The 23,614-nt window shown below is 60.7% G+C and carries 24 protein-coding genes and 1 pseudogene; 14 read left to right on the forward strand and 11 right to left on the reverse strand.

What is annotated here, in order from left to right:
• Nucleotides 1-7 precede the first annotated feature (7 nt).
• The gene (locus AC3IP0_RS00280; RefSeq protein ID WP_489317805.1) at nt 8-211 is read right to left on the reverse strand and encodes a twin transmembrane helix small protein; all 204 of its coding nucleotides are present in this window, start codon (nt 209-211) and stop codon (nt 8-10) included.
• 71 nt (nt 212-282) lie between these two features.
• Here AC3IP0_RS00280 and AC3IP0_RS00285 point away from each other — a divergent pair, with 71 nt between their 5' ends.
• Genes AC3IP0_RS00285 through AC3IP0_RS00305 form a run of 5 tightly spaced genes read left to right on the forward strand, consistent with a single transcriptional unit; the run spans nt 283 to nt 4,182 of the window.
• Nucleotides 283-1,023, forward strand: coding sequence for an SURF1 family protein (locus tag AC3IP0_RS00285; RefSeq protein ID WP_489317806.1), 741 nt, complete (start codon nt 283-285; stop codon nt 1,021-1,023).
• The gene (locus AC3IP0_RS00290; RefSeq protein ID WP_489317807.1) at nt 989-1,582 is read left to right on the forward strand and encodes a hypothetical protein; all 594 of its coding nucleotides are present in this window, start codon (nt 989-991) and stop codon (nt 1,580-1,582) included. Before AC3IP0_RS00285 ends, AC3IP0_RS00290 begins: the two co-directional genes overlap by 35 nt.
• A 10-nt stretch (nt 1,583-1,592) precedes the next feature.
• Nucleotides 1,593-2,663, forward strand: coding sequence for a COX15/CtaA family protein (locus AC3IP0_RS00295; protein ID WP_489317808.1), 1,071 nt, complete (start codon nt 1,593-1,595; stop codon nt 2,661-2,663).
• A complete protein-coding gene (gene cyoE / locus AC3IP0_RS00300; protein WP_489317809.1) occupies nt 2,651-3,550 on the forward strand; it encodes a heme o synthase in 900 nt (299 codons plus the stop codon). Before AC3IP0_RS00295 ends, cyoE begins: the two co-directional genes overlap by 13 nt.
• Nucleotides 3,547-4,182, forward strand: coding sequence for an SCO family protein (locus AC3IP0_RS00305; protein ID WP_223443527.1), 636 nt, complete (start codon nt 3,547-3,549; stop codon nt 4,180-4,182). Before cyoE ends, AC3IP0_RS00305 begins: the two co-directional genes overlap by 4 nt.
• A gap of 94 nt (nt 4,183-4,276) precedes the next feature.
• On the opposite strand, the gene AC3IP0_RS00310 is transcribed toward AC3IP0_RS00305, so the two are convergent.
• The 7 genes from AC3IP0_RS00310 to zur form a co-directional block, all read right to left on the reverse strand.
• A complete protein-coding gene (locus AC3IP0_RS00310; RefSeq protein WP_489317810.1) occupies nt 4,277-5,047 on the reverse strand; it encodes a MetQ/NlpA family ABC transporter substrate-binding protein in 771 nt (256 codons plus the stop codon).
• 60 nt (nt 5,048-5,107) lie between these two features.
• Entirely contained in the window at nt 5,108-5,782 is a 675-nt protein-coding gene (locus tag AC3IP0_RS00315) for a methionine ABC transporter permease (RefSeq protein WP_046042682.1), read from the reverse strand.
• Nucleotides 5,782-6,789 (reverse strand): methionine ABC transporter ATP-binding protein, encoded by a 1,008-nt coding sequence (locus AC3IP0_RS00320; protein WP_489317811.1) that lies wholly within the window; start codon nt 6,787-6,789, stop codon nt 5,782-5,784. Before AC3IP0_RS00320 ends, AC3IP0_RS00315 begins: the two co-directional genes overlap by 1 nt.
• A gap of 325 nt (nt 6,790-7,114) precedes the next feature.
• Nucleotides 7,115-7,831: a PA5502 family lipoprotein gene (locus AC3IP0_RS00325; RefSeq protein ID WP_489326409.1), complete on the reverse strand. Its 717-nt coding sequence runs from the start codon at nt 7,829-7,831 to the stop codon at nt 7,115-7,117.
• Nucleotides 7,832-7,868: 37 nt separating this feature from the next.
• On the reverse strand, nt 7,869-8,657 hold the full coding sequence (gene znuB / locus AC3IP0_RS00330; RefSeq protein ID WP_046042679.1) for a zinc ABC transporter permease subunit ZnuB: 789 nt from the start codon (nt 8,655-8,657) through the stop codon (nt 7,869-7,871).
• Nucleotides 8,650-9,435: a zinc ABC transporter ATP-binding protein ZnuC gene (gene znuC / locus AC3IP0_RS00335; protein ID WP_007989407.1), complete on the reverse strand. Its 786-nt coding sequence runs from the start codon at nt 9,433-9,435 to the stop codon at nt 8,650-8,652. The genes znuB and znuC overlap by 8 nt, the downstream gene beginning before the upstream one ends.
• Entirely contained in the window at nt 9,435-9,917 is a 483-nt protein-coding gene (gene zur / locus AC3IP0_RS00340) for a zinc uptake transcriptional repressor Zur (RefSeq protein ID WP_008045818.1), read from the reverse strand. Before zur ends, znuC begins: the two co-directional genes overlap by 1 nt.
• A 66-nt stretch (nt 9,918-9,983) precedes the next feature.
• Between zur and znuA the strand changes: the two genes are divergently transcribed.
• A complete protein-coding gene (gene znuA / locus AC3IP0_RS00345) occupies nt 9,984-10,904 on the forward strand; it encodes a zinc ABC transporter substrate-binding protein ZnuA (protein WP_489317814.1) in 921 nt (306 codons plus the stop codon).
• Between the two features lie 79 nt (nt 10,905-10,983).
• Here znuA and AC3IP0_RS00350 read toward each other — a convergent pair whose 3' ends face one another.
• Nucleotides 10,984-11,934: a homoserine kinase gene (locus tag AC3IP0_RS00350; RefSeq protein ID WP_489317815.1), complete on the reverse strand. Its 951-nt coding sequence runs from the start codon at nt 11,932-11,934 to the stop codon at nt 10,984-10,986.
• A 60-nt stretch (nt 11,935-11,994) separates the two neighbouring features.
• Entirely contained in the window at nt 11,995-12,282 is a 288-nt protein-coding gene (locus AC3IP0_RS00355; protein ID WP_046042673.1) for a DUF2782 domain-containing protein, read from the reverse strand.
• 74 nt (nt 12,283-12,356) lie between these two features.
• On the opposite strand from AC3IP0_RS00355, the gene polA reads away from it, so the two are divergent.
• Entirely contained in the window at nt 12,357-15,161 is a 2,805-nt protein-coding gene (gene polA, locus AC3IP0_RS00360; RefSeq protein ID WP_489326411.1) for a DNA polymerase I, read from the forward strand.
• Between the two features lie 321 nt (nt 15,162-15,482).
• Here the strand turns inward: polA and yihA are convergent, their stop codons facing one another.
• Nucleotides 15,483-16,127 (reverse strand): ribosome biogenesis GTP-binding protein YihA/YsxC, encoded by a 645-nt coding sequence (gene yihA, locus AC3IP0_RS00365; protein WP_046042671.1) that lies wholly within the window; start codon nt 16,125-16,127, stop codon nt 15,483-15,485.
• A gap of 191 nt (nt 16,128-16,318) precedes the next feature.
• Here yihA and AC3IP0_RS00370 point away from each other — a divergent pair, with 191 nt between their 5' ends.
• The 7 genes and pseudogenes from AC3IP0_RS00370 to AC3IP0_RS00400 all read left to right on the forward strand — a co-directional run bounded on the left by AC3IP0_RS00370 (nt 16,319) and on the right by AC3IP0_RS00400 (nt 23,612).
• The gene (locus AC3IP0_RS00370) at nt 16,319-16,609 is read left to right on the forward strand and encodes a c-type cytochrome (protein ID WP_008002190.1); all 291 of its coding nucleotides are present in this window, start codon (nt 16,319-16,321) and stop codon (nt 16,607-16,609) included.
• 45 nt (nt 16,610-16,654) lie between these two features.
• Entirely contained in the window at nt 16,655-17,284 is a 630-nt protein-coding gene (locus tag AC3IP0_RS00375; RefSeq protein WP_489317817.1) for a c-type cytochrome, read from the forward strand.
• A 200-nt stretch (nt 17,285-17,484) separates the two neighbouring features.
• The gene (locus tag AC3IP0_RS00380; RefSeq protein WP_489317818.1) at nt 17,485-18,126 is read left to right on the forward strand and encodes a thiol:disulfide interchange protein DsbA/DsbL; all 642 of its coding nucleotides are present in this window, start codon (nt 17,485-17,487) and stop codon (nt 18,124-18,126) included.
• Nucleotides 18,127-18,140: 14 nt separating this feature from the next.
• Nucleotides 18,141-19,019: an endonuclease/exonuclease/phosphatase family protein gene (locus tag AC3IP0_RS00385; protein WP_489317819.1), complete on the forward strand. Its 879-nt coding sequence runs from the start codon at nt 18,141-18,143 to the stop codon at nt 19,017-19,019.
• Nucleotides 19,016-21,039: pseudogene (locus AC3IP0_RS00390) on the forward strand (GGDEF domain-containing protein). The gene AC3IP0_RS00385 and the pseudogene AC3IP0_RS00390 overlap by 4 nt, the downstream one beginning before the upstream one ends.
• Nucleotides 21,040-21,142: 103 nt before the next feature.
• Nucleotides 21,143-21,922 (forward strand): N-acetylmuramoyl-L-alanine amidase, encoded by a 780-nt coding sequence (locus AC3IP0_RS00395; protein ID WP_489317821.1) that lies wholly within the window; start codon nt 21,143-21,145, stop codon nt 21,920-21,922.
• A 76-nt stretch (nt 21,923-21,998) separates the two neighbouring features.
• Nucleotides 21,999-23,612: an EAL domain-containing protein gene (locus AC3IP0_RS00400; protein WP_489317822.1), complete on the forward strand. Its 1,614-nt coding sequence runs from the start codon at nt 21,999-22,001 to the stop codon at nt 23,610-23,612.
• Nucleotides 23,613-23,614 lie beyond the last annotated feature (2 nt).

A 23,614-nucleotide genomic window follows, 5' to 3' on the forward strand; every position in this document is an offset into this window, starting at 1 on the left:
CGTTCAGTTACCAGGGGGCATTGGAAACCAACTGGCCGCTGAAAAACCCCCAGGTGATCAGACCCAGGGTAATGGCGGCCAGCGTGACACGCACACTCAAGGCAATGACGAGGCGGTTTGAGCGGCTGTCGTCCTTGACCAGAAAAAACAGGCCGCTGAACAGGCTGACAACCGTGGCAATCAGCATCAGGACGATGGCTGCTTTGAGCATGGTGAGACTCCGGGGGGATAAGCGATGCACTTGAGTATAGCTATCGCGACGACCGACTTTCTGGCGATGCCATGAAGCGCTTTCGGCCGGGTATCGTGCCAACGCTGGTGGTGGCGCTGTTGCTGCCGCTACTGGTGTCCCTGGGGTTCTGGCAATTGAGCCGGGGCGCGGAGAAAGGCGCGCTGCTGCAAACCTACGTCGAGCGCCGAGCCGCCGAGCCGATGGCCAGTACCGAACTGCAACACACGACAGCCCCGGCCTTCCGTCGGGTTCACCTGTACGGCCAGTTCGATGCCGAACACAGCCTGCTGCTGGATAACAGTCAACGCAACGGCAAGGTCGGCGTCGAGCTGTTGCAACCCTTTCACGATCAGCCCTCCGGGCTTTGGCTGCTGGTCAATCGCGGCTGGTTGCCTTGGCCGGAGCGCCGCACACCACCGCAATTCAAGACACCCACCGAGGCGGTAAGCCTCGACGCGTGGGTCTACGTCCCCCCCGGGGCGACGTTCCAATTGCACGCAGATCCCACAACGTTGACATGGCCGAAGCTGATTACGGCCGTTGAGCCAGACAAGCTCTGGACAGCACTGAATCGCGAAGGCTTTGCCTACGAACTACGTGCCGAAACCGGTCCCGCCATCTACCAGGCCGACTGGCCGGTAGTCGCCATGGGCCCGGAAAAACACATCGCTTATGCCGTGCAGTGGTTCGCCATGGCGATCGCCCTGTTCGGTCTTTATCTCTATCTCGGCTGGCACAACGCAAAGGAGAAACACCATGGGAGCGGCCATGAATCCACCCAGCATGTCTGAGGCGAAACCTTCGGTGAACCGGCGCAAGGGCCGTATGCAACTGCTGCTGATCCTGCTCGGGGTGATCGGTCCGATGATCCTCGCCACCGGCATGTACAAGCTGAATTTCTGGGTGCCCGAGGGCCGCAGTTATCACGGTGAACTGATCGGCAACGGCCAGACCCGCGCGGACATCGGCGTGCAGGCCCAGGAAGCTCGGTGGCAGATACTGGTGACCGCGCCCAAGGATTGCGCGGTGGACTGCCAGCAACTGGTGTATCTGGCGCGGCAAATCCAGATCGGCCTGGGCCGCGATGCGTCCCGCGCCAGCCATGCATTGGCTGCCGCGCAGACGCTGAACAGCGATTACGAGACTAAACTTCAACGCGAGTACCCGCAGTTGCAACGCTATTCACTGGATTTGCCTGCCTACACAAAAGGCGCCCAGAGCAATGACGCGCCGCACCTGTGGATTATCGATCCCCACGGCAATCTGGTGCTGCGTTACGACCCGTCGGTGAAGGGCAAGGACCTGCTCAACGATCTGCGCCACCTGTTGAAACTGTCGAACATCGGATAAGGGCATCGTCATGGCCAAGCCTGGATTTCGCCTCGCGTTGTTTGCCACCTTGCTGGCACTGATTGTGGTGTTGCTCGGCGCCTACACCCGCCTGACCCACGCCGGCCTCGGCTGCCCGGACTGGCCGGGCTGCTATGGCTTCATTAGCGTGCCGAAAAGCGAAGCCCAGCTGGCCCATGCCGAATTGCATTTCCCGGACGCTCCGGTCGAGGCCCACAAGGGCTGGAACGAGATGGTCCACCGCTACTTCGCGGGCACGCTGGGGCTGTTGATCGCGGTGTTGGCCGGTCGTGCGTGGGTGCATCGCCGCCATCCCGGGCAGCCGGTGAAGCTGCCGTTGTTTCTGTTGGCGGTGGTTGTTGGCCAGGCCGCGTTCGGCATGTGGACGGTAACGCTCAAGCTCTGGCCGCAGGTGGTCACCGGGCATTTGCTGGGCGGCTTCGCGACCTTGAGCCTGCTGTTTCTGCTGACCTTGCGCCTGTCCGGCGTGCTGCCGGCGCTGACCGTGCCACGACGTTTGCAGCACTGGGCGACGGTGGGGCTGTTGCTGGTGATCGGGCAAATCGCCCTCGGGGGCTGGGTCAGTTCCAACTATGCCGCGGTGGCCTGTATCGACTTCCCGACCTGCCACGGCCAGTGGTTACCACCGGCGGACTTCGCCAACGGCTTTCACCTGACCCAGCACATCGGCCCGAACTACCTCGGCGGGCAACTGGACAGCGACGCCCGTACGGCGATTCACCTGACCCATCGCATCGGCGCGTTGCTGGTCACCCTGGTATTGCTCGGTCTGGCCTGGCAACTGAAAACGGTCGGCATGACGCGCCTGGCAGGCCTGGTGCTGATCACCCTTGGCGCACAAATCACCCTGGGCATCAGCAACGTGCTGTTCCATCTGCCGCTGCCAGTGGCCGTCGCGCATAACGCGGGCGGCGCGGTGCTGTTGCTGACCATGGTGCTGGTCAATTACCACGCCCGAACCAGTCTGGTCCGGGTCAAGCAAGCGCGCTGGCACTTCAGCCCGCGTAAACACTCAGCCGGGCCCATAACAATAAAAGGAGAGATGCCATGGCGATTCTGATCGGCGAACGTCCCAGTCAGGCGATCTGGCGTGACTACCTGGAACTGACCAAACCCAAAGTCGTGGTGCTGATGCTCATCACTTCGTTGGTGGGGATGTTCCTCGCGACCCGCGCCGGGGTGCCGTGGACGGTGCTGATTTTCGGCAACCTGGGCATCGCTTTGTGTGCAGGTGGCGCGGCGGCGGTCAATCATGTGGTGGACCGGCGCATCGACGCGGTGATGGCGCGCACCCACAAACGGCCGCTCGCCGAAGGTCGGGTTTCGCCGACCGCCGCGCTGACGTTCGCGCTGGTATTGGCGGTCCTCGGACAAGCCATGCTGCTGGCGTTCACCAACCCGCTGACCGCCTGGCTGACCCTCGCCTCGTTGCTCGGCTACGCGGTGGTCTACACCGGATTCCTCAAGCGCGCGACCCCGCAGAACATCGTCATCGGTGGTCTGGCCGGTGCCGCGCCGCCATTGCTCGGCTGGACCGCCGCCACCGGTCATGTCAGCGCCGAACCGCTGCTGCTGGTGCTGATCATCTTCGCCTGGACCCCGCCACACTTCTGGGCGCTGGCGATCCATCGCAAGGAGGAATATGCCAAGGCCGACATCCCGATGCTGCCGGTCACCCATGGCGAGCACTACACCAAGATTCACATCCTGCTTTATACCTTCGTATTGCTTGCCGTCAGCCTGATGCCTTATGTGATCCACATGAGCGGTACGCTCTACCTGGTCTGCGCGCTCGGGCTGGGCGCGCGGTTTCTGCAATGGGCCGTGGTGCTGTACCGTGGCACTCGGCCGCACGCGGCGATCAACACGTTCAAGTACTCTATTTACTACTTGTTCCTGCTGTTTATCGCCCTGCTCGTAGACCACTACCTATTGTTGAACCTATGACTCGAACCCAGAAAACCGTCTTCATACTCGTCGCCCTGGTCGCATTGATCCTGGGCCTGACCGTCAACAAGGTGCTGTCCGGGAAAAACCAGGGCGATCCGACGGCGCTGATCGACGCCGGCATCATCTTGCTGCCGCAGAGCCGTAATCTGCCGGACGTGACGATGACCAATCAGGACGGCCAGCCGGTCGCGATCAATGAGTTGAAAGGCAAGTGGAGCCTGCTGTTCTTCGGCTACACCTTCTGCCCGGACATCTGCCCGACCACCCTCGCCCAGTTGCGGCAGATCAAGAGCGAGTTGCCGCCCGAGGCTGTGGATAAATTGCAGATCGTGCTGGTCAGCGTCGACCCGAACCGCGATACACCCAAGCAACTGAAGCAGTACCTGGGCTACTTCGACTCGCAGTTCATCGGCCTGACCCCGGCGTCGACCGATGAGCTGCAAACGATCGCCAACGCGGTGAGCATTCCATTCATTCCGGCGGACACCAGCAAGCCGAACTACACCGTTGACCACAGCGGCAACCTCGCGGTGATCGGGCCGGATGGGACGCAGCGCGGGTTTATTCGGGCGCCGTTGAACAATGCGAAGTTGGTGGCGCAGTTGCCGGTGATGCTTAAACGCAACTGAAAACACCACCAAGCCCGCTCCCACAGGGGGCTGTATTTCAAAGGCATAAAAAAGGGGACGCTCGTGGCGTCCCCTTTTCGTTGCAGCAGTTCGATCAGAACGCCGGCACGACCGCGCCTTTGTACTTCTCGAGAATGAAGGCCTTCACTTCCGGGCTGTGCAGGGCAGCGACCAGTTTCTTCATCGCGTCGCTGTCCTTGTCGTCCGGGCGAGCCACCAGGATGTTCACGTAAGGCGAGTCGCTGCCTTCGATGAACAGCGCGTCCTTGGCCGGATCAAGCTTGGCTTCCAGCGCGTAGTTGGTGTTGATCAGCGCCAGGTCGACCTGGGTCAGCACGCGCGGGATGGTCGCGGCTTCCAGTTCGCGGATTTTCAGGTCCTTGGTGTTCTCGGTGATGTCCTTGACGGTCGACAGGATGTTGTTCGAATCCTTCAACTTGATCAGGCCGGCCTTGGCCATCAGCAACAGTGCACGGCCGCCGTTGGTGGCATCGTTCGGGATCACCACGTTGGCACCGCCAGGCAGTTCGGCAATGGTCTTGTACTTGCTGGAGTAAGCGCCCAGGGGCTCCAGGTGCACGCCGGCCACGGAAACCAGGTGGGTGTTTTTGGCCTTGTTGAACTCATCCAGGTACGGCTGGTGCTGGAAGAAGTTGGCGTCCAGGCGTTTTTCCGCGACCTGCACGTTCGGCTGGATGTAGTCGGTGAATACCTTGACCTTCAGGTCCACGCCTTCTTTGGCCAGGGTCGGCTTCACGAATTCGAGGATCTCGGCGTGTGGCACCGGAGTGGCCGCGACGGTCAGGGTTTCAGCGTGGGCAGAGAATGCCGCAACGGCCGCGAAGGCCACGAGTAGTTTTTTCATTCAGCTAACTCCTTGTGAGGCGCCCGTTTGGCGCCTGCCAGCGAATGGCCGGCTCATGTCTTACTTACGGGAAAAGTGGACGACCAATTTGTCGCCAACGGTTTGCAGTACCTGGACCAGTACCAGCAGCAACACCACTGTCACCACCATCACATCGGTCTGGAAACGCTGGTAGCCGAAGCGGATCGCCAGGTCACCCAGACCACCGGCGCCTACGACACCGGCCATCGCCGTGTAGGACACCAGTGTAATGGCTGTCACCGTAATCGCCGCGAAGATGCCCGGACGAGCCTCCGGCAGCAAGGCATTGGTAATGATCTGTCGTGTGGTCGCGCCCATGGCCTGGGTTGCTTCGATGATGCCGCGATCCACTTCACGCAGGGCGGTTTCCACCAGGCGGGCGAAGAATGGTGTGGCACCCACCACCAACGGCGGGATCGCACCGGCGACACCCAGGGACGTACCAGTGATCAACACGGTGAACGGGATCATCACGATCAACAGGATGATGAACGGCAGCGAACGCAGGATGTTCACCATCAGCGACAACATCGCGTAGACGCCTTTGGCTTCCAGCAACTGGCGCGGGCTGCACAGGAACAGCAGCACCCCCAGGGGCAAGCCGAGCAGCACGGTGAACAACAGCGAACCACCGAGCATCAGCAGGGTGTCGCCGGTGGCCAGCCAGATTTCGAACCAGTCGATATTGGCGAAGAAACTTGTCAGGGCTTCCATTAGCGCAGCACCTCCATGTGGACGTCGGCTGCGGTGAAGCGGGCAAAGGCCGCTTCCATGTCACCGCCGGTCACGGCCAGGGTCAGTTGCCCGTAAGGGATGTCTTTGATGCGGTCGATACGACCGGCCAGGATGCTGTAGTCCACACCGGTTTCCCGGGCGACAGTGCCCAGCAGGGGCGCGTAGGTCGCTTCGCCCTGGAAGGTCAGGCGCAGGATGCGCCCCGGTACGTGAGCGAAGTCGTCACGCTGTTCGCTTTCGTCGATCTGCTCGTCTTCCTGCACGAAGCGCTTGGTGGTCGGGTGCTTCGGATGCAGGAACACCTCGGCCACCGAGCCTTGCTCGACGATCACGCCAGCGTCCATCACGGCTACCTGATCGCAGACCCGGCGGATCACGTCCATCTCGTGGGTAATCAAGACGATGGTCAGTTTCAGCTCGCGGTTGATCTCGGCCAGCAATTGCAAGACCGATGCGGTGGTTTGTGGGTCGAGGGCGCTGGTGGCTTCATCGCACAGCAGGATTTTTGGCTTGGTCGCCAGCGCACGGGCAATGCCGACACGCTGCTTCTGCCCGCCGGACAATTGTGCCGGGTACTTTTTCGCGTGGTCGGACAAACCCACCCGCGCCAGCAACTCGGCCACGCGCGCATCGATCTCGCTGCGCGACAGTTCGCCAGCCAGGGTCAGAGGCAGCGCGACGTTGTCGGTGACAGTCTTGGAGGCCAGCAGGTTGAAGTGCTGGAAAATCATCCCGACCTGCTGACGGAAGCGGCGCAGGCCGTTGGCGTCGAGGGCGGTGACTTCTTCACCGTCGACGATGATCTTGCCGCCGCTGGCGTTTTCCAGGCGATTGATCAGACGCAGCAGGGTACTTTTTCCTGCGCCGGAATGACCGATCAAGCCGTAAACCTGCCCGTTCTCAATCGTCAGACTGGTCGGATGCAGGGCGGGGATTTCCTTACCGGCGACGCGGTAGGTTTTATGGACGTTTTGAAACTCGATCACGTAGCGAACCTTGTGGGGCGCGTTAGAAAAGGATCAGCGGTTAGCCGGGCGCGCATTTTAGCCTGTCCGTATAGAGGTTCTTAGCATTTATTTCGCATTTGTCCTGTCATTTGGCAATAACGCGATCAAAGGTCAGGAAAAAGGAACGGCTAAAGAAGCTGGCCCAACTTGGAAGGCAATTTCGATCTGAAATTGTTTTTGCCAGAAAGGACGCCTTCGCGAGCAGGCTCGCTCCCACAAGGGATAAGCGTTGATCACAAAAGCTGTGAGCAATCGTGAACCCTGTGGGAGCGAGCTTGCTCCGGGCGGCGTTCCGACGATGCTTTTAAGGTTTGCGAGGCGTTAGAATCATCTGCGCCGGAACACTGCGCAAAATCTGCCGCTCCAGCTTCAGATCAAACTCGGGATCGAGCTTCTTCACTCGTTTGGTCAGCAAGTTAGCCAGCCAAGGGTAATCGTTGGTGCGCGGAGCCTGAATGCTCACGTCGCACTGAAAATTCACCACATCGGCGGCGATGGCATCCAGTTGGCGACGCAGTTTGCCCATATCGTTGATATTCAGCACGACCGTGGTGCTTTCAGCCATCAGGTCGATAACCTTGGCTTTTGGCTTGGCTTCGGCAGCCTTGAGGGCGGCTTCGGCTTTTTCCAGCTCGGCCTTGCGCGCCTGGGCAATCGAACCGTTGACTCCGCCGGTCAGTGCCGGAGCCTTGGGCATCAACGCGCGGGCACGGCTCAGGGCGGTCGCGGCGGCATCCACATCACCCTTTTGCAGCACGGTCTGGCTGCGGCGCAGATAGGCTTCGGCCAGCTGCCGCTGGTATTGCTCAAGGGACGCATCGTTGGGCGACTCGGCCTGCAAGGCTGCCAATTGGTCTTCGGCGATGGCCAGTTCATCGCTGGCGATGTTTTGTTCCAGCTGCACGATGGCCGTGGCCCGCGCATCGGCGGCCTCGGTGGCCGCCGGTGGCGTGCTTTGGCAGGCGCCCAGCAGCAAAGAAAATGCGACAAGGAGCAGATAACGGGAGGCGAACGACTTCATTCCTGCGACTCTCTATTTGCGCAAAAAACGAGCAAGTCTACACCCCTCGACGGGGCAGAACAAAACTCAGCAGAAATAGCGCGGCGGCCGTCACCACAATCGACGGGCCGGCCGGGGTGTCCTTGAACCAGGACAGCGCCAGCCCGCCACACACGGCGAGTATGCCCAGCAGGCTCGCGCCCAGTGCCATCTGCTCCGGCGAGCGGGCGTGACGTTGTGCCGCAGCAGCCGGGATGATCAGCAACGAAGTGATCAGCAATACCCCGACGATTTTCATCGCCACGGCAATCACCACGGCGATCAACAGCATCAGGGCCAGGCGCAATCCCGCCACCGGCAGGCCTTCGACCCTGGCCAGTTCTTCGTGCACTGTGATTGCCAGCAATGGGCGCCACAACGCAACCAGCAAGAGCAGTACCGCAGCGCTACCGCCAAGGATCCAGGCCAGATCGGTCGGGCTGATCGCCAGCAGGTCGCCGAACAGATAAGCCATCAGGTCGATCCGCACTTCGTGCATGAAGCTTAGTACCACCAGGCCCAGAGAGAGCGTGCTGGGTGCGAGAATTCCCAAAAGCGTGTCGGATGCCAGCGGCTGGCGTTGTTGCAAAGTCACCAGCATCACCGCCAACAGCAAGCAGCCTACGGTCACGGCAACGGTCGGGCTGACATCCAGCAGGAAGCCCAGGGCCACGCCGAGCAATGCCGCGTGGGACAGGGTGTCGCCGAAATAGGCCATGCGCCGCCAGACCACGAAAGATCCCAGCGGGCCTGCGACGACGGCCAGGGCCAGGCCTGCAAGCAGGGCGTAGAGCAGAAAATCAGCCATGCTTGCAGCTATCTCCGTGAACATGGGGTTGGCCCGATGCGGGCGCCTTGACCACCGAGCCATGCAAGTCGTGGGCGTGGTCGTGATGGTGGTGATAAATCGCCAGGCTTTGTGCGTTCTTTCCGAACAGCTCGACGAAAGCCGGATCGCCGCTGACCTGCTCGGGATGGCCGGAACAGCAGACGTGACGATTGAGGCAAACCACCTGGTCCGTGGTGCTCATCACCAAATGCAAATCATGGGAAACCATCAGTACACCGCAACCGTGACGGTCACGCAGGCGGGTGATCAGGCTGTACAGCTCGGCCTGGCCGGCCACGTCGACACCCTGTACCGGTTCGTCGAGTACCAGCAGTTCCGGTTCGCGCAACAAGGCCCGGGCCAGCAACACGCGCTGCATTTCGCCACCGGAAACGCTTTGCACCGGGCTGTCGATCACCTGTTCGGCGCCGACTTCCTTGAGTGCCGCCAAGGCCATCGCACGGTCCACGCCCGGTACCAGGCGCAAGAAACGCAGGACTGACAGCGGGAGAGTCGGATCGACATGAAGCTTTTGCGGCATGTAACCGACCCGCAGTTTCGGCTTGCGCCAGACGCTGCCGCTGTCCGGTTTCAACAGGCCGAGCACGGCACGTACCAATGTGGTTTTGCCAGCGCCGTTGGGGCCGATCAGGGTAACGATTTGCCCCGGCTCGACGCTCAGTTCGATGTTGTCCAGCACTGGTTGCCCGGCGAACGTGACCGCAACCTGCTCAAGACGGATCAGTGCGTTGCTCATCAAGCCCCCTGGCAACCGGAGCAGAGACCGACCACTTCAACGGTCTGGCCTTCGACGACAAACCCGACATCCCTGGCGCTGGCGATGATCGCGTCGCTGATGGATTTTTGCTCAAGTTCGATCGCGGCGTGGCATACACGGCAGATCAGGAACTGACCCTGGTGAGCATGTTCCGGGTGATTGCAGCCGATGAAGGCGTTGAGCGAGGAAATCCGATGGACCAGGCCGTTTTCCAGCAGGAAATCCAGCGCGCGGTACACCGTCGGCGGCGCGGCGCGGCGGCCGTCCTGCTCGCTGAGGACCGCGAGAATGTCGTAGGCACCCAGCGGCTTGTGGCTTTGCCATACCAGTTCCAGCACTCGCCGGCGCAACGCGGTCAGGCGCAGGCCTTGACGTGCGCACAGGGCATCGGCCTCGGACAAAGCGCTGTGAACGCAATGTGAGTGGTCGTGGGGACGGCTGGCGATCGGTGTTTTTAGCATGAGCGGCGACGAGTTTTGTGAGAGACGTTATTATGTTACCCGTTCTCGCCTCTTCGAGTGGTCATCGTGTCCCGACTTTTTTCTGTTTTTGTCGCATTTATCGCAAGTTTTCTGCTGATCGGTTCGGCGCAAGCCGAGGTCAAGGTCCTTACCAGCATCAAGCCTCTGCAGTTGATCGCCGCGGCGGTGCAGGACGGCGTGGCGATCCCCGAGGTTTTGCTGCCACCGGGTGCCTCACCGCATAACTATGCGTTGCGGCCTTCCGACGTACGAAAGGTGCAATCGGTGGACCTGCTGTACTGGATCGGCCCGGACATGGAAGGCTTCCTGCCACGGGTGCTCAATGGTCGTACGTTGCCCAACGTCGCCGTGCAGGATTTGCCAGGCATGAAACTGCGCCGCTTTGCCGAAGATAGCCACTCCCACGCCGAAGAAGCCGACGAACACGACCACGATCACAGTCCGGGCAGCCTCGATGCGCACCTGTGGCTGTCGCCGGTCAACGCCCGGGTCATCGCCACCAAAATGGCCGCTGACCTGAGTGCCGCCGATCCTGAAAATGCCGCGCGCTATCAGAGCAATCTGAAAGCCTTCGACGAGCGTCTCGATGCGTTGGATGCGCGCCTGAAAAAACGCCTGGCTGATGTTCAGGGCAAGCCCTACTTCGTGTTCCACGAAGCCTTCGACTACTTCGAAGACGCCTACGGCCTCAAGCACGTGGGTGTGTTCAGCGTCGCGGCCGAAGTGCAACCCGGTGCCCAGCATGTCGCGGCGATGCGCGCGCGTTTGCAGGAAGTCGGCAAGACCTGCGTGTTCAGCGAACCACCGCTGCGTCCGCGCCTGGCGGAAACCCTGGTGGCGGGTTTGCCGGTGAAACTGGCTGAACTGGATGCGCTGGGCGGGTACACGCCGGCGACTGCTCAGGGCTATGAGCAGGTGTTGGAAAAGTTGGGGAATGATTTGGCGGGGTGTCTGGAGTCGTTGTAATCGCTGAAACAAAAAGATCGCAGCCTTCGGCAGCTCCTACATCGGTCCGTAGGAGCTGCCGAAGGCTGCGATCTTTGCTTTAAAGGGCGAAAGGCAGCGGCGTATTGACCGTCTGCCGCTGCGTCAGGCGCAATTGGAACTCCATCGGATCGTGAATCAACACATCCTGCCCGGCGAACGACTCCGCCGCGATCAGACGTGACAACCAGAACCGTACGCAAGCCACCCGCAGCATGGTTGGCCACAACTCGGCTTCGGCCGCGGTGAACGGTCGCAAGGTCGCGTAAGCGCCCAGCAAGGCCCGCGCTCGCGGTCCATCGATCACGCCATCGTCGTCCGAGCACCAGTCGTTCAAGGCAATCGCCACGTCGTAGAGCATCGGCCCGGAGCAGGCGTTGTAGAAGTCGATCAGCCCGGTCAGGTGCGTGCCTTCGAACATCGCGTTGTCGCGGAACAGGTCGGCGTGAATGTTCGCCCGCGGCAGTGCCAGGATTTTTTCTTTCTGCCGGGTGATTTCTTCCAGCGCCCGCTGCAGCAGGTCTTTCTGTTCGGCACCGAGGTGCGACAAAAACTGCGTGCCCTCCTCCAGCATCCAGTCCAGGCCGCGATCGGTTTTGCGCTTGATCATGTTGGCCTGGGTCGCCAGGTGCAGATGGCCGAGCAACTCACCGACCTGCGCACAATGTTGCGCGTTGGCTTGCTTGATGTGCTTGCCGGCCAGGCGCGGTTGCAGCAGCGCAGGCTTGCCCGCCAGTTCGCGCAAGGCCACGCCGTCGGTGGTGCGCAAGGCGTAAGGCACCGGCAGGTCGGCGCCGTGCAGCACGTCGAGCAGTTCGATGAAGAACGGCATTTCCTGAACCGGACCACGCTCGATCAGGGTCAGGACAAATTCCCCCTGCTCCAGGCTGATAAAGAAATTGGTGTTTTCGCTACCGGCGGCAATCCCCTGGAAATCAAGCAGGCGACCGAGGCCATAAGGGGCGAGAAAAGCTTCCAGCTCGGGCCGAGCCAAGGGGGTGAACACAGACATGTTTAAACTGCCAGTACGGGCGCCGCTATTGAGCCAGCGCCGATTAAAGTTAAGGACGACTTACCACTTAAAAATTTCCCACGCCGGAATCAGCATATCCGGGTAATCCGAGCGAATGAAGTTACCGTCCGACCCGTCGGCGCGCACCAGAAAATACGGCTTGCCGCCTTTGGGCGTGACTTTGATCGCATACAGGAAGCCGTTTTGGCGGTATTCCTGAATGAGCTTGTCCCCTTCTGTGCGGATCGTGACATCCGGATCTGCCGATGGGGCGTCATCCGCCGCCATGACGGCCAAAGGTGTGATTGCAAACAAGCCAGCCAGCAACAGGCGATTTAGTGTGCGCATGATAACCTTGTCCCTTTGTCGTCTACGGTCCCGCTATTCTAGCGCCGGACCCGCCGAAAAGGTTGATCCTGCTCATGAGCCAAGCCCCCCTCGTCCTGGTGGACGGTTCTTCTTACCTGTACCGCGCCTTTCACGCGCTGCCGCCGCTGACCACGTCCAAAGGCCTGCCGACCGGCGCGGTCAAGGGCGTGTTGAACATGCTCAAGAGCTTGCGCAAGCAATATCCGGATAGTCCGTTCGCCGTGGTGTTCGACGCCAAGGGCGGGACTTTTCGCGATGAGATGTACGCCGAATACAAGGCCAACCGTCCGAGTATGCCCGACGACATGCGCGTGCAGATCGAGCCGCTGCACCAGAGCGTGATCGCCCTGGGCTTCCCGCTGCTGTGCGTCGAAGGCGTCGAGGCCGATGACGTGATCGGCACGCTGGCCCGCAGCAGCGCGGCGGCGGATCGTCCGGTGATCATCTCCACCGGTGACAAGGACATGGCGCAACTGGTCGACGGTCACATTACCTTGGTCAACACCATGACCGGTAGCAGCATGGACGTGGAGGGCGTGAAGGAGAAATTCGGCGTCGCTCCGGAGCAGATCATCGATTATCTGGCGCTCATGGGCGATTCTTCCGACAACATTCCGGGTGTTCCGGGCATCGGTCCGAAGACCGCTTCCGGCCTGCTGGTCTGTGTGAACGGCGGCCTGACCGAGCTCTATGCGCAGCTCGACATCGTGCCGACCCTGCCGATTCGCGGCGCCAAGACCCTGCCGGCCAAGCTCGAAGAGCACAAGGAAATGGCCTTCCTTTCCTATCAACTGGCGACCATCAAGGTCGACGTGCCGCTGGACGTTGGGCTCGACGACTTGCAAATGGGTCCTGAAGATCCGGCCAAACTCTACGAGCTGTACACCCTGCTGGAATTCAAGAGCTGGCTGAACGACCTCGATCGCGACGCCAAACGCCTGGAACTGAGCGCTGCCGCCGAGCCTGCACCGGCCGCCGATCTGTTCAGCGAACCAGAGGACGAAGCACCGGCCGCCGCTGCTGAAGCCGCCTATGAAACCATCCTCGATCAGGCGCGGTTCGATGCCTGGCTGGAAAAGCTGAACAACGCCAAGCTGTTTGCCTTCGACACCGAAACCACCGGCATCGATGCGCAGCAGGCGCAACTGGTGGGCCTGTCGTTCGCGGTTCAGGCCAATGAAGCGGCCTACATCCCGTTGACCCACTCCTACATCGGAGTGCCGCAGCAGCTGGATCGCGACACGGTCCTGCGCGCGCTCAAGCCGATTCTGGAAGATCCAAACAAGCTCAAGGTCGGCCAACACGCCAAGTTCGACATGAACATCCTGGCCAACTGCGCCATCGGCGGCGATCAGGACAACGGCATTACGGTGCGTGGCATCGCCTTTGACACCATGCTTGAGTCCTACGTGCTCAACTCCACGGCCACGCGCCATGACATGGACAGCCTGGCGCAGAAGTATCTGGACCACACCACGGTGAGTTTCCAGGACATCGCCGGCAAAGGTGTGAAACAGCTGACGTTCGATCAGATCGCCCTGGAGCAGGCCGGGCCTTACGCTGCCGAAGATGCGGATATTACCCTGCGTCTGCATCAGACCCTGTTCGAAAAACTCTCGGCCATTCCGAGCCTGGCCAGCGTGCTGACCGACATCGAAATTCCGTTGGTGCCGGTATTGGCGCGTATCGAACGCCAGGGTGCATTCGTCGACGCCGCCTTGCTGGGCGTGCAAAGCATCGAACTGGGCGACAAGATGGTGGCGCTGGAGCGTGAAGCCTTCGAGATTGCCGGCGAGGAATTCAACCTCGGTTCGCCCAAGCAACTTGGCGTGATCCTTTACGAGAAGCTCGGTCTGCCGGTGTTGAAGAAAACCGCCAAGGGCCAGCCCTCCACCGCCGAAGAAGTGCTGGCCAAACTGGCAGAAGACGACTATCGATTGCCAAAAGTGCTCATGGAATATCGCTCCATGAGCAAGCTGAAAAGCACCTACACCGACCGCCTGCCGGAGCAGATCAACCCGCGTACCGGGCGGATCCATACCTCGTATCACCAAGCGGTGGCGTCCACCGGGCGGCTGTCCTCCAGTGATCCGAACCTGCAGAACATTCCGGTGCGCACCGCCGAAGGGCGTCGCATCCGCCAGGCGTTCGTGGCCCCGGCCGGATACAAGCTGCTGGCGGCGGACTATTCGCAGATCGAACTGCGGATCATGGCGCACCTGTCCCGGGATGACGGGCTGATGAACGCCTTCCGCCACAATCTGGACGTACACACCGCGACCGCCGCCGAAGTGTTCAAGGTCGAACTGACTGACGTGACTTCCAACCAGCGCCGCAGCGCCAAGGCGATCAACTTCGGCCTGATCTATGGCATGGGCGCGCAGAAGCTCGGCAAGGACATCGGCGTCGACACCAAGACCGCCAAGGCCTACATCGATACCTACTTCGCCCGGTACCCCGGCGTTCGCCAGTACATGGACCGCACGCGTGCCCAGGCCGCCGAGCAAGGCTATGTCGAGACGTTCTTCGGCCGTCGCCTGTACCTGCCGGACATCAACTCCAACAAGCCGCAAGAGCGCGCCGCCGCCGAACGCACGGCGATCAACGCACCGATGCAAGGCACCGCTGCGGACATCATCAAGAAAGCCATGGTCGCGGTGGATAACTGGCTGACCGCGTCGGGCCTCGACGCCAAAGTCATCTTGCAGGTGCACGATGAGCTGGTACTCGAGGTGCGTGAAGACCTGGTCGACCAGGTTCGCGATGAAATTCGCGCGCACATGAGCGAGGCGGCGAAACTGGATGTGCCGTTGCTGGTCGAAGTGGGTGTTGGAAACAACTGGGATGAGGCTCACTGAGCCCCCTGAAAGACCTTTTCTGCTGCGGCATAGTGCCGCGGCAGACAGGCACAAACAGTTTAGTCCGGAAGGCGATCAGAGTTATTTCAAAGCTATTTGAAAAAAATCTGAACTAATCTTGCACACCACCACTCAGAGATACTGAATGGCTGGTGAAGCCCTTCGATGCTCCTATGTTGTGTTAAGTGTTGGCAGATATCTGGACCCCGCCCTAGCGGTCTAGAGCTTCAACCCCGGAACTTCTCCCTCCCCATATGAAGCCCGGGGTTTTTTTTGCCCCGAGAAAAACTGCCTGGGTGCGCCGCAGGCAGTTTTCGGTACTTACTGAGCTTCTGCTTCGGCGCCCTTGTCCGCCAGCTCCATCCAGCCAGCCAGTACGGTGTAGGCATCTTCCAGGCCCATGCGTTTGGGGGCCGAAAACAGCTGGATTGTCACCAGATCGCCCCAGCCCTTGCGGATTTCCGCCTGAACCTTGAGCAGTGTGTTCTTGGCCGCGCCATAGGTCAGCTTGTCCGCTTTGGTCAGCAGAATGTGCATCGGCATGCCGGCCGCCACGGCCCAGTCGAGCATCAGCAGGTCGAAATCGGTCATCGGATGGCGGATGTCCATCATCAGGATCAGACCTTTCAAACTCTCGCGACCACCCAGATATGCCTCCAGGTGACGCTGCCAGTGTTGCTTGAGCGGGATCGGTACTTTTGCATAACCGTAGCCCGGCAGGTCGACCAGACGGCGTTCATCGTCTAGCTTGAAGAAGTTCAACAGTTGCGTGCGCCCCGGAGTTTTCGAGGTGCGCGCCAGGCTGGCGTGGGTCAGGGTGTTCAAGGCACTCGACTTGCCGGCGTTGGAACGCCCGGCGAAGGCGACTTCGAAGCCCTCGTCATCCGGACATTGGTCGACTTTGGCGGCGCTGAGCATGAAGGTGGACTGTTGGCACAGACCGAGGATGGGATTCTTGAGTTGCATGGGATTTCCGATGTGGGCGGCGCCAGGAATGGGTGCGGCAAGCAGTGTCGCTTCCGTTTCAGTGACGCCAGTATATAATGCCGCAGATTTTGTGTGCGCTTTGTCCCAGCGTAGGATGAAGTTCACGAGAGCGACAGACCTTGATTGCGCACTAGAACGCAGCTCGCTCTCAACCCTGAAAAGGTCGTTTTATGACGAAATGGCTGCTAGCTGCCGGTGTATTGATGCCGCTTTACAGCGCTCAGGCTACACAGGATCCGGAAGCTGTGTACAACCGTGTTTGTGGTGCCTGTCATTCCGGCCAACTCCCCATGGCGCCGAAAAAAGGCGATCAGGAAGCTTGGACGCCGAGGTTGGCGAAAGGTATGGAGACGCTGGTGCAACACGTGACCCAGGGTTTCAAGGCGATGCCGCCGCGTGGTTTGTGCATGGACTGCAGTGCCGAGGATTACCAAGCCATCATCCTTTGGATGAGCGAGTAAGCCCGGTCCATAACTCTTAACCCTTAGCCGTAGTTGGATTAGCTGATGAAGAAATTGATCGTGAGTCTGCTGTTGACCGTGGGCATCTCCGGCATGGCCCATGCTGCAGGTGAGGCAGTACAACCGGGTGATGCAAAAGCCGGCCAGGCCAAAGCTGCCGTCTGTGGCGCCTGCCACGGCCCGGATGGCAACAGCATGGCGCCAAACTTTCCAAAACTGGCGGGCCAGGGTGAACGCTACCTGACCAAGCAATTGCACGACATCAAGTCGGGCAAGCGCACCGTTCTGGAAATGACCGGCCTGCTGACCAACCTGAGCGATCAGGACCTGGCGGACATCGCCGCCTACTTCGCCAGCCAGAAAGGCAGCGTCGGTGCCGCCGATCCGAAGATCGTCGCTCGCGGTGAAGCCCTGTTCCGTGGCGGTGACATGGCCAAGGGCCTGCCATCTTGCACCGGTTGCCACTCGCCAAATGGCGCAGGTAACGCGGCTGCCGGTTTCCCGCACCTGGGTGGCCAGCACGCTCAATACGTCGGCAAGCAACTGGTCGATTTCCGCAAGGAAGAAGGCGGCCGTACCAACGACGGCGATACCAAGCCTATGCAGACCATCGCCAAGAAGCTGAGCGACGAAGACATCGCCGCGGTGTCCAGCTACATTCAAGGCCTGCACTAAGGCTGGCGGATCGGACGTTGAACGGGGTGCTTATCACCTGCAACGTTAACGCTCGATTAATCCGTTGCAACGAGTATAAAAAGGGTGGCTTTGGCCGCCCTTTTTTGTGGCCGCTGCCGTTACACTACAGAACTCAAGCCCGCCAGGACCTGTCTGATAACAGGTCGCGCGAGGCGAAAAAATTTGTCCAGGAGTGAAGCATGCGTAATCTGATCATCAGCGCCGTTTTTGCCGCTGCCAGCCTGTTCGGCATGACTGCCCAGGCCGCTGACGCCCCCGCCGCACCTTATGTCGAACTGAGCAACCCGGTTCCGGTCGCCGTGCCTGGCAAGATCGAAGTGGTAGAGCTGTTCTGGTACGGCTGCCCGCATTGCTACGCCTTCGAGCCAGTGATCAATCCCTGGGCCGAGAAGCTGCCTTCGGACGTGAACTTCGTGCGTATTCCAGCCATGTTCGGTGGCGCGTGGGATGCTCACGGTCAGATGTTCCTGACCCTTGAAGCCATGGGTGTCGAGCACAATGTTCACGCCGCGGTGTTCAACGCGATTCAGAAAGAACACAAGAAACTGACCGAAAAAGACGACATGGCCGACTTCCTCGCTACCCAAGGCGTGGACAAGGACAAGTTCCTCGCGACTTTCGACTCTTTCGCTATCAAGGGTCAGATCGTCAAGGCTCGTGAGCTGGCCAAGAAGTATGAGATCTCCGGCGTTCCAACCATGATCGTCAACGGCAAGTACCGCTTTGACGTAGGTTCTGCCGGCGGTGCCGAACAGGCCCTGCAACTGGCCGACAAACTGATCGACAAAGAGCGGGCGGCTAACAAGGCTGCCGCCAACTAAGGGCAATCACTGCCATGCGCCGATGGGGTACTGAACGCGTCGTTGGCCGGCATGATCCGCGGGTCAACGAGCATCATCTGGAGTCCACGGGCCTGCCCGCAGACAGTCGTCTGCGCTTGCTCAGTTTCAATATCCAGGTCGGCATCAGTACCGAGCGCTATCGGCATTACCTGACCCGGGGCTGGCAGCACCTGCTGCCGCACAACGGGCGTGCCGACAATCTGCAGAAAATCGGCAATCTGCTGGGCGACTTCGATCTGGTCGCCTTGCAAGAGGCCGATGGCGGCAGCCTGCGATCAGGCTACGTCAATCAGGTCGAACACCTGGCCCATCTCGGTGCCTTTCCCTACTGGTATCAACAACTCAATCGCAATCTCGGTCGCCTGGCCCAGCACAGCAACGGCGTGCTCAGCCGATTGCGCCCGTGGGCAATTGAAGATCATCCGTTGCCGGGGCCAAAGGGTCGCGGAGCCATTCTGGTACGGTTCGGCGAAGGCCCGGAAGCGCTGGTGGTGGTCATGATGCACCTGGCGTTGGGCGCCCGGGCGCGCAGCCTGCAACTGGCCTACATCCGCGAGTTGATTGGCGACTACAAGCATCAGGTGCTGATGGGCGACATGAACACCCATGCCAGTGACCTGCTGCAACATTCCCCATTGCGCGATCTCGGCCTGCTCGCGCCGCAACTGGAAGCGACGTTTCCCAGCTGGCGCCCACAGCGCTGCCTGGACCATATCCTGCTGAGCCCGAGCCTGACCCTGGAAAAGGTCGAGGTGCTGGCACAGCCCATTTCCGATCACCTGCCGGTCGCGGTAGAGATTCGTTTGCCGGGTTCGCTCACGGCCGATGCATTGCCCGCGTTGAGTCCTGCCCCTCGCGGATCCCATGAATGAGCGACGAAGCACAGCGCTGGAAAGAGAAATACCTCAAAAGCATCGAACAACAGGAAAAGCTCGAACGTCGCTGGGACGCGCGGCTCGACTTGCTGCGTCGCGGGCTGGTGCGCAGCACCCTGGCGGCGGAAGGTACTGACCGCGCCGTTGACCAATGCATGAAGGAAATGCGCGAGGTCGTGCGCACCGATGACATGGACGCCGGCCTGGCCGCGCTGATTCCGCGCCTGGAAAAAGCCGTGCTCGACTCCGAACAGCGTCGGGAAACCCGGGTCAACCAGACCAGTGCCGCCCTGACTGCGCTGGTCACGCAACTGCAAACATTGCCGCTACCGCGGGATGTGAGTCGGCCACTCAAGAGTTTCGCCAAGCAACTGGAGGCGCGGGTCAGTCAGGCACGTGAGATACCCTTGCTGCTCAGCGAGCTGAGTGGCTTGCAGGGTAAAGCCCTGAGCCAGCTGGAGACCCCGGCGGAGAACGACCGGCCGGGCTTGCTGCAGCGTTTGTTCGGCGGTCGTGAAGCGGAGGAGACAGCGGCATCAACGGCTACTTCTCCTGCCCAGGCCTTTGTCTCGCAGCCGGTAACAGCGCCAGCTGCCCCTGTAGCCGAAAACCCTGCGGCGATTATCGAGTCGGCCCCGGTCGTGATTGAGCCGGTAATCTGCGAGGTACCCGCGGCCGAGCGAGTTGAAGGCGAGTCCTCGCCGACCGAGCCAGCGGTGGCTTTTTCCCCCCGGCTGCGGAGCCTCAACCAGCCGGTGCCGCCGCGACGGAAATCGTATCGGCCGAGCAGTCCGCCCCGGAAACCATCGCGACGCCTCCTGAGCCGGAAACAAACCCCGACGAGCTGACCGCGCAAACATCGCCGGATAGCTTGCACTTACCTCCGATGCCGACGCAGGACGTGGCCGTTGTCGATCAGACGCCATCCGAACACGACATTCTCTACGCACTCCCGGATTCCCCCGAGCCCTCCTATAGCTCGGTGGCCAGCCACATCGAAGACACGCTGCTGGGGCTGCTCGACGACCTGACATTGCCCGAGCGTCATCGCCCGCAAGCCGAATCCATGCGCGATCGTCTGAAAAACGGTCTGAACTGGTACGAACTGCTGCCGATCCTCGACGACTTCGCCACCTTGATGCTGGCCATTACCGACAGCGGCCAGCATGAGTTCGAAGCCTATCTGCAACGACTGAACGAGCGCCTCGAATCGTTCCAGAGCAACTTGCAGGCCGCCACCGCAGGACACGCCGACAACCGTTCGGCTGCGCGGCAGATGGACACGCAGATCCGCGAACAGGTCGATGGCCTGCAAAGCAGCATGCAGGAAGCCGCGGACCTGGAAGATCTCAAGCACGTACTGGAAAACCATCTCGAAGGCTTGCTGGGCACCATGGACCAGCACCAGAAACAGCGCGATGAACGCGAGCAGGAGGTCGCTGCGCGCCTGCACAGCCTGGCCGAGCGGGTCGCCCATATGGAACAGGAGGCCCAGGGTTACCGCGAGCACCTTGAAGAGCAACGGCAGAAGGCATTGGTCGACCCGTTGACCGGGCTGCCCAACCGCGCGGCCTGGAGCGAGCGCCTGGATCATGAAGTCACACAATGGCAGCAACATGGCAACTCGCTGTTGCTGGCCATGCTCGACCTCGATCATTTCAAGCGCATCAACGATAACTACGGGCACCTGGCCGGTGACAAAGTGCTGAAAATCATCGCCAGTGTGTTGCGCAAGCGACTGCGCGGGACGGATTTCATTGCCCGGTTTGGCGGCGAGGAGTTTGTGCTGTTGATGCCATCCACGGTGCCGGCGGCGGGGCTGAAGTTGCTGGATAGCCTGCGGGCCTCCATTGAGGCCTGTCCGTTCCACTTCAAGGGCGAGCCGGTGACCATCACCGTGTCTATCGGGATGACGGCGTTCAGGCCGGGTGAACACGGCGATCAGGTGCTTAAAAGAGCCGACCAGGCGCTTTATCGCGCAAAAAATACCGGTCGCAACCGGGTGGGACCGGGCTGACGGTTATTTGTTCCATTTTGTTTAATTCGATGGGATTGCCGTCCGCCCGCGAGGCATTACGTTACACTGTTGCATTATTGTCTTGCGTGTACTGCCTTTCGCCATGAAATATTTTGCTCTGATCGTATCGCTGATTGTGCTTGCCGGCTGTGCCAGCGGTCCCCGTTTCGACACCAGCCACCCTTCGGCCAATTACGACAGCCGCGTGCAATTTGTGGTGGTGCATTACACCAATGCCTCGCTGGAGCGTTCGTTGCAATTGCTGACCCACGGTGAAGTCAGCAGCCATTACCTGATCGGCGACGACAAGGGCGCCACCATCTACAAGCTGATGGATGAAAATGTGCGGGCCTGGCACGCCGGGGAGAGCGAGTGGAATGGCCGGACCTGGCTGAACTCCAGTTCCATCGGTATCGAAATCGTCAACCCGGGCTTCAAGGACACCCCGACCGGACGCGTGTGGTATCCCTACACCGAGGATCAGGTCCAGTCGTTGATCGTGTTGCTCAAGGACATCAGCAAACGTCACGGCATAAAGCCTCGCGAGATCATTGGCCATAGCGATATTGCACCCTTGCGCAAGCTGGACCCGGGGCCGCTGTTTCCCTGGAAGCGCCTGGCCGCCGAAGGCCTGGGCATCTGGCCGAATGAGCAGTCGGTGGCGCGCCAGCAAATGTTGTTCGCCGAGCAGTTGCCGAGCATCAGCTGGTTTCAGGCGCAGTTGGCCCGTCTGGGTTATGCCTCGCCACAAACCGGCGAGCTCGATGTCGCGACACGACATGTGATCGCGGCATTTCAGATGCATTTCCGTCCGGCGCGCTTCGATGGCACTCCGGATGCGCAAACTGCCGCGCTGCTTTTGGTGTTGAATCAGACAAAATAATGACGCCCGCCAGACGGTCAGGGCTTTTTTCCAATCAGCAGCTATAACTCATTGGTAATCCTTCGGATATTGCACAATGACTGCTGCTCGAGAGACCCTCCGTAGTTGGTTCCATCGTCCCTGGTTCCTGGGGCTGATGTCTGCTGTCTTGAGCGCAACGTTATTGATGGCCGGCAGCCTGTTCGTCGCCATACACCAGGTTGAGCAAAACGAAAGCGAAGAAATGAATGCTCAGGGCGAACGCTTCCTCGCCCGCCTCGAACAGCTCTTCGGGCAACTGCGTGAAAGCCTTGACGACCTTGAAGCGCAACCGTTGCGCGGCTGCGATGCTGAAATGATCGCGACCTTGCAACAGGTTACGTTCAATTATCGCTTCGTCTACGAAGCTGCCTACATGGACTCCTCGCGAATCTGCTCCAATCGCCCTCGCCAGGAAGGGCTGTCGCTGAGTCGATCGCCAGACATCAAAGGCCCGACTTACAGCTATTGGCTCAACACCACCACCGAACCCGATGAAAACCGCGCCGCGCTGATGCTCGGGCGCGGGAATTTCCGGGTGGCGACCTCCCGCGGGCATTTGACCGATATGGTCGACCTGTCGCCGGGCAGCAGCCTGCTGGTAGTCCTGGACCATGGCGCGCGCGCGATTCCGGTGCTGGGTGCTTCTCAGATCTGGCCGCCGGCCGAGGCCTGGCCGCCGAAAAACCGTGATGCGCTGCAGATCACCCAGGCACGCCTGATATACCGCATGCCCACCGACAACCCGGAATATCAATTGGTGTTGATCAGCCCACGCACCGGCATGCATATTCCAGCGGTCTGGTGGTGGTTGCTGCCGGCCAGCCTCGCGCTGGGCATATGCGTTGGGTTCCTGGTGTTTTTGCTGGTGCGCCAGCGGCAGTCGCTGGACGCCGAACTGGCTGGCGCGATTCGCCGTGGCGAGTTGCAGGTGCTGTACCAACCGATCTTCGACCTCGATAGCCGCAACTGTGTCGGGGCTGAAGCCCTGCTGCGCTGGCGCAGGCCGGACGGCACCCTGACCAGTCCCGACCTGTTCATTCCGATGGCGGAGAACACCGGGCAGATTCGCCAGATGACGGACTTCGTCCTGCAACGCCTGCTCGAGCAACTCGGCCAGTTGCTGCGTGCCAACCCGCAACTGTACATCTCGGTCAATCTCGCGGCGTGTGATGTGATGGTTCCGCGGATCGGCCAGGTGATGGCGCGGCTGCTGACCCTGCACCGCGTCGCTGCGCGGCAAATTGCCTTTGAAGTCACCGAGCGCGGGCTGGTCGATGTGGTGGTGGCCCGGGAAAACCTGCAAGCGCTGCGAGATGTCGGGCACCAGGTGTTGATCGATGACTTTGGCACCGGCTATTGCAGCCTCGCCTATTTGCAGACCCTGCCGGTCGATTGCCTGAAAATCGACAAGGCGTTTATTGATGCGCTGGGCCATGACGCCGCCAGCAGCGGCGTGGCCCCGCACATCATTCACATGGCCCAGTCGCTGCACCTGAAGGTGATTGCCGAGGGCATCGAGCATGAGGCCCAGGCCGCGTTCCTGTGCAGTGAAGGCGTGAAGTTCGGCCAGGGCTGGCTGTTCGCCCGCGCGCTGAGCGCAGTGCAGTTCACTGAATTGATTACCCGGGGGCGGCGTCGGGGAGGCCGGCGCCTGGATGATGAAGCGTGAGG

It is taken from the genome of Pseudomonas sp. GL_103 (assembly GCF_057835175.1).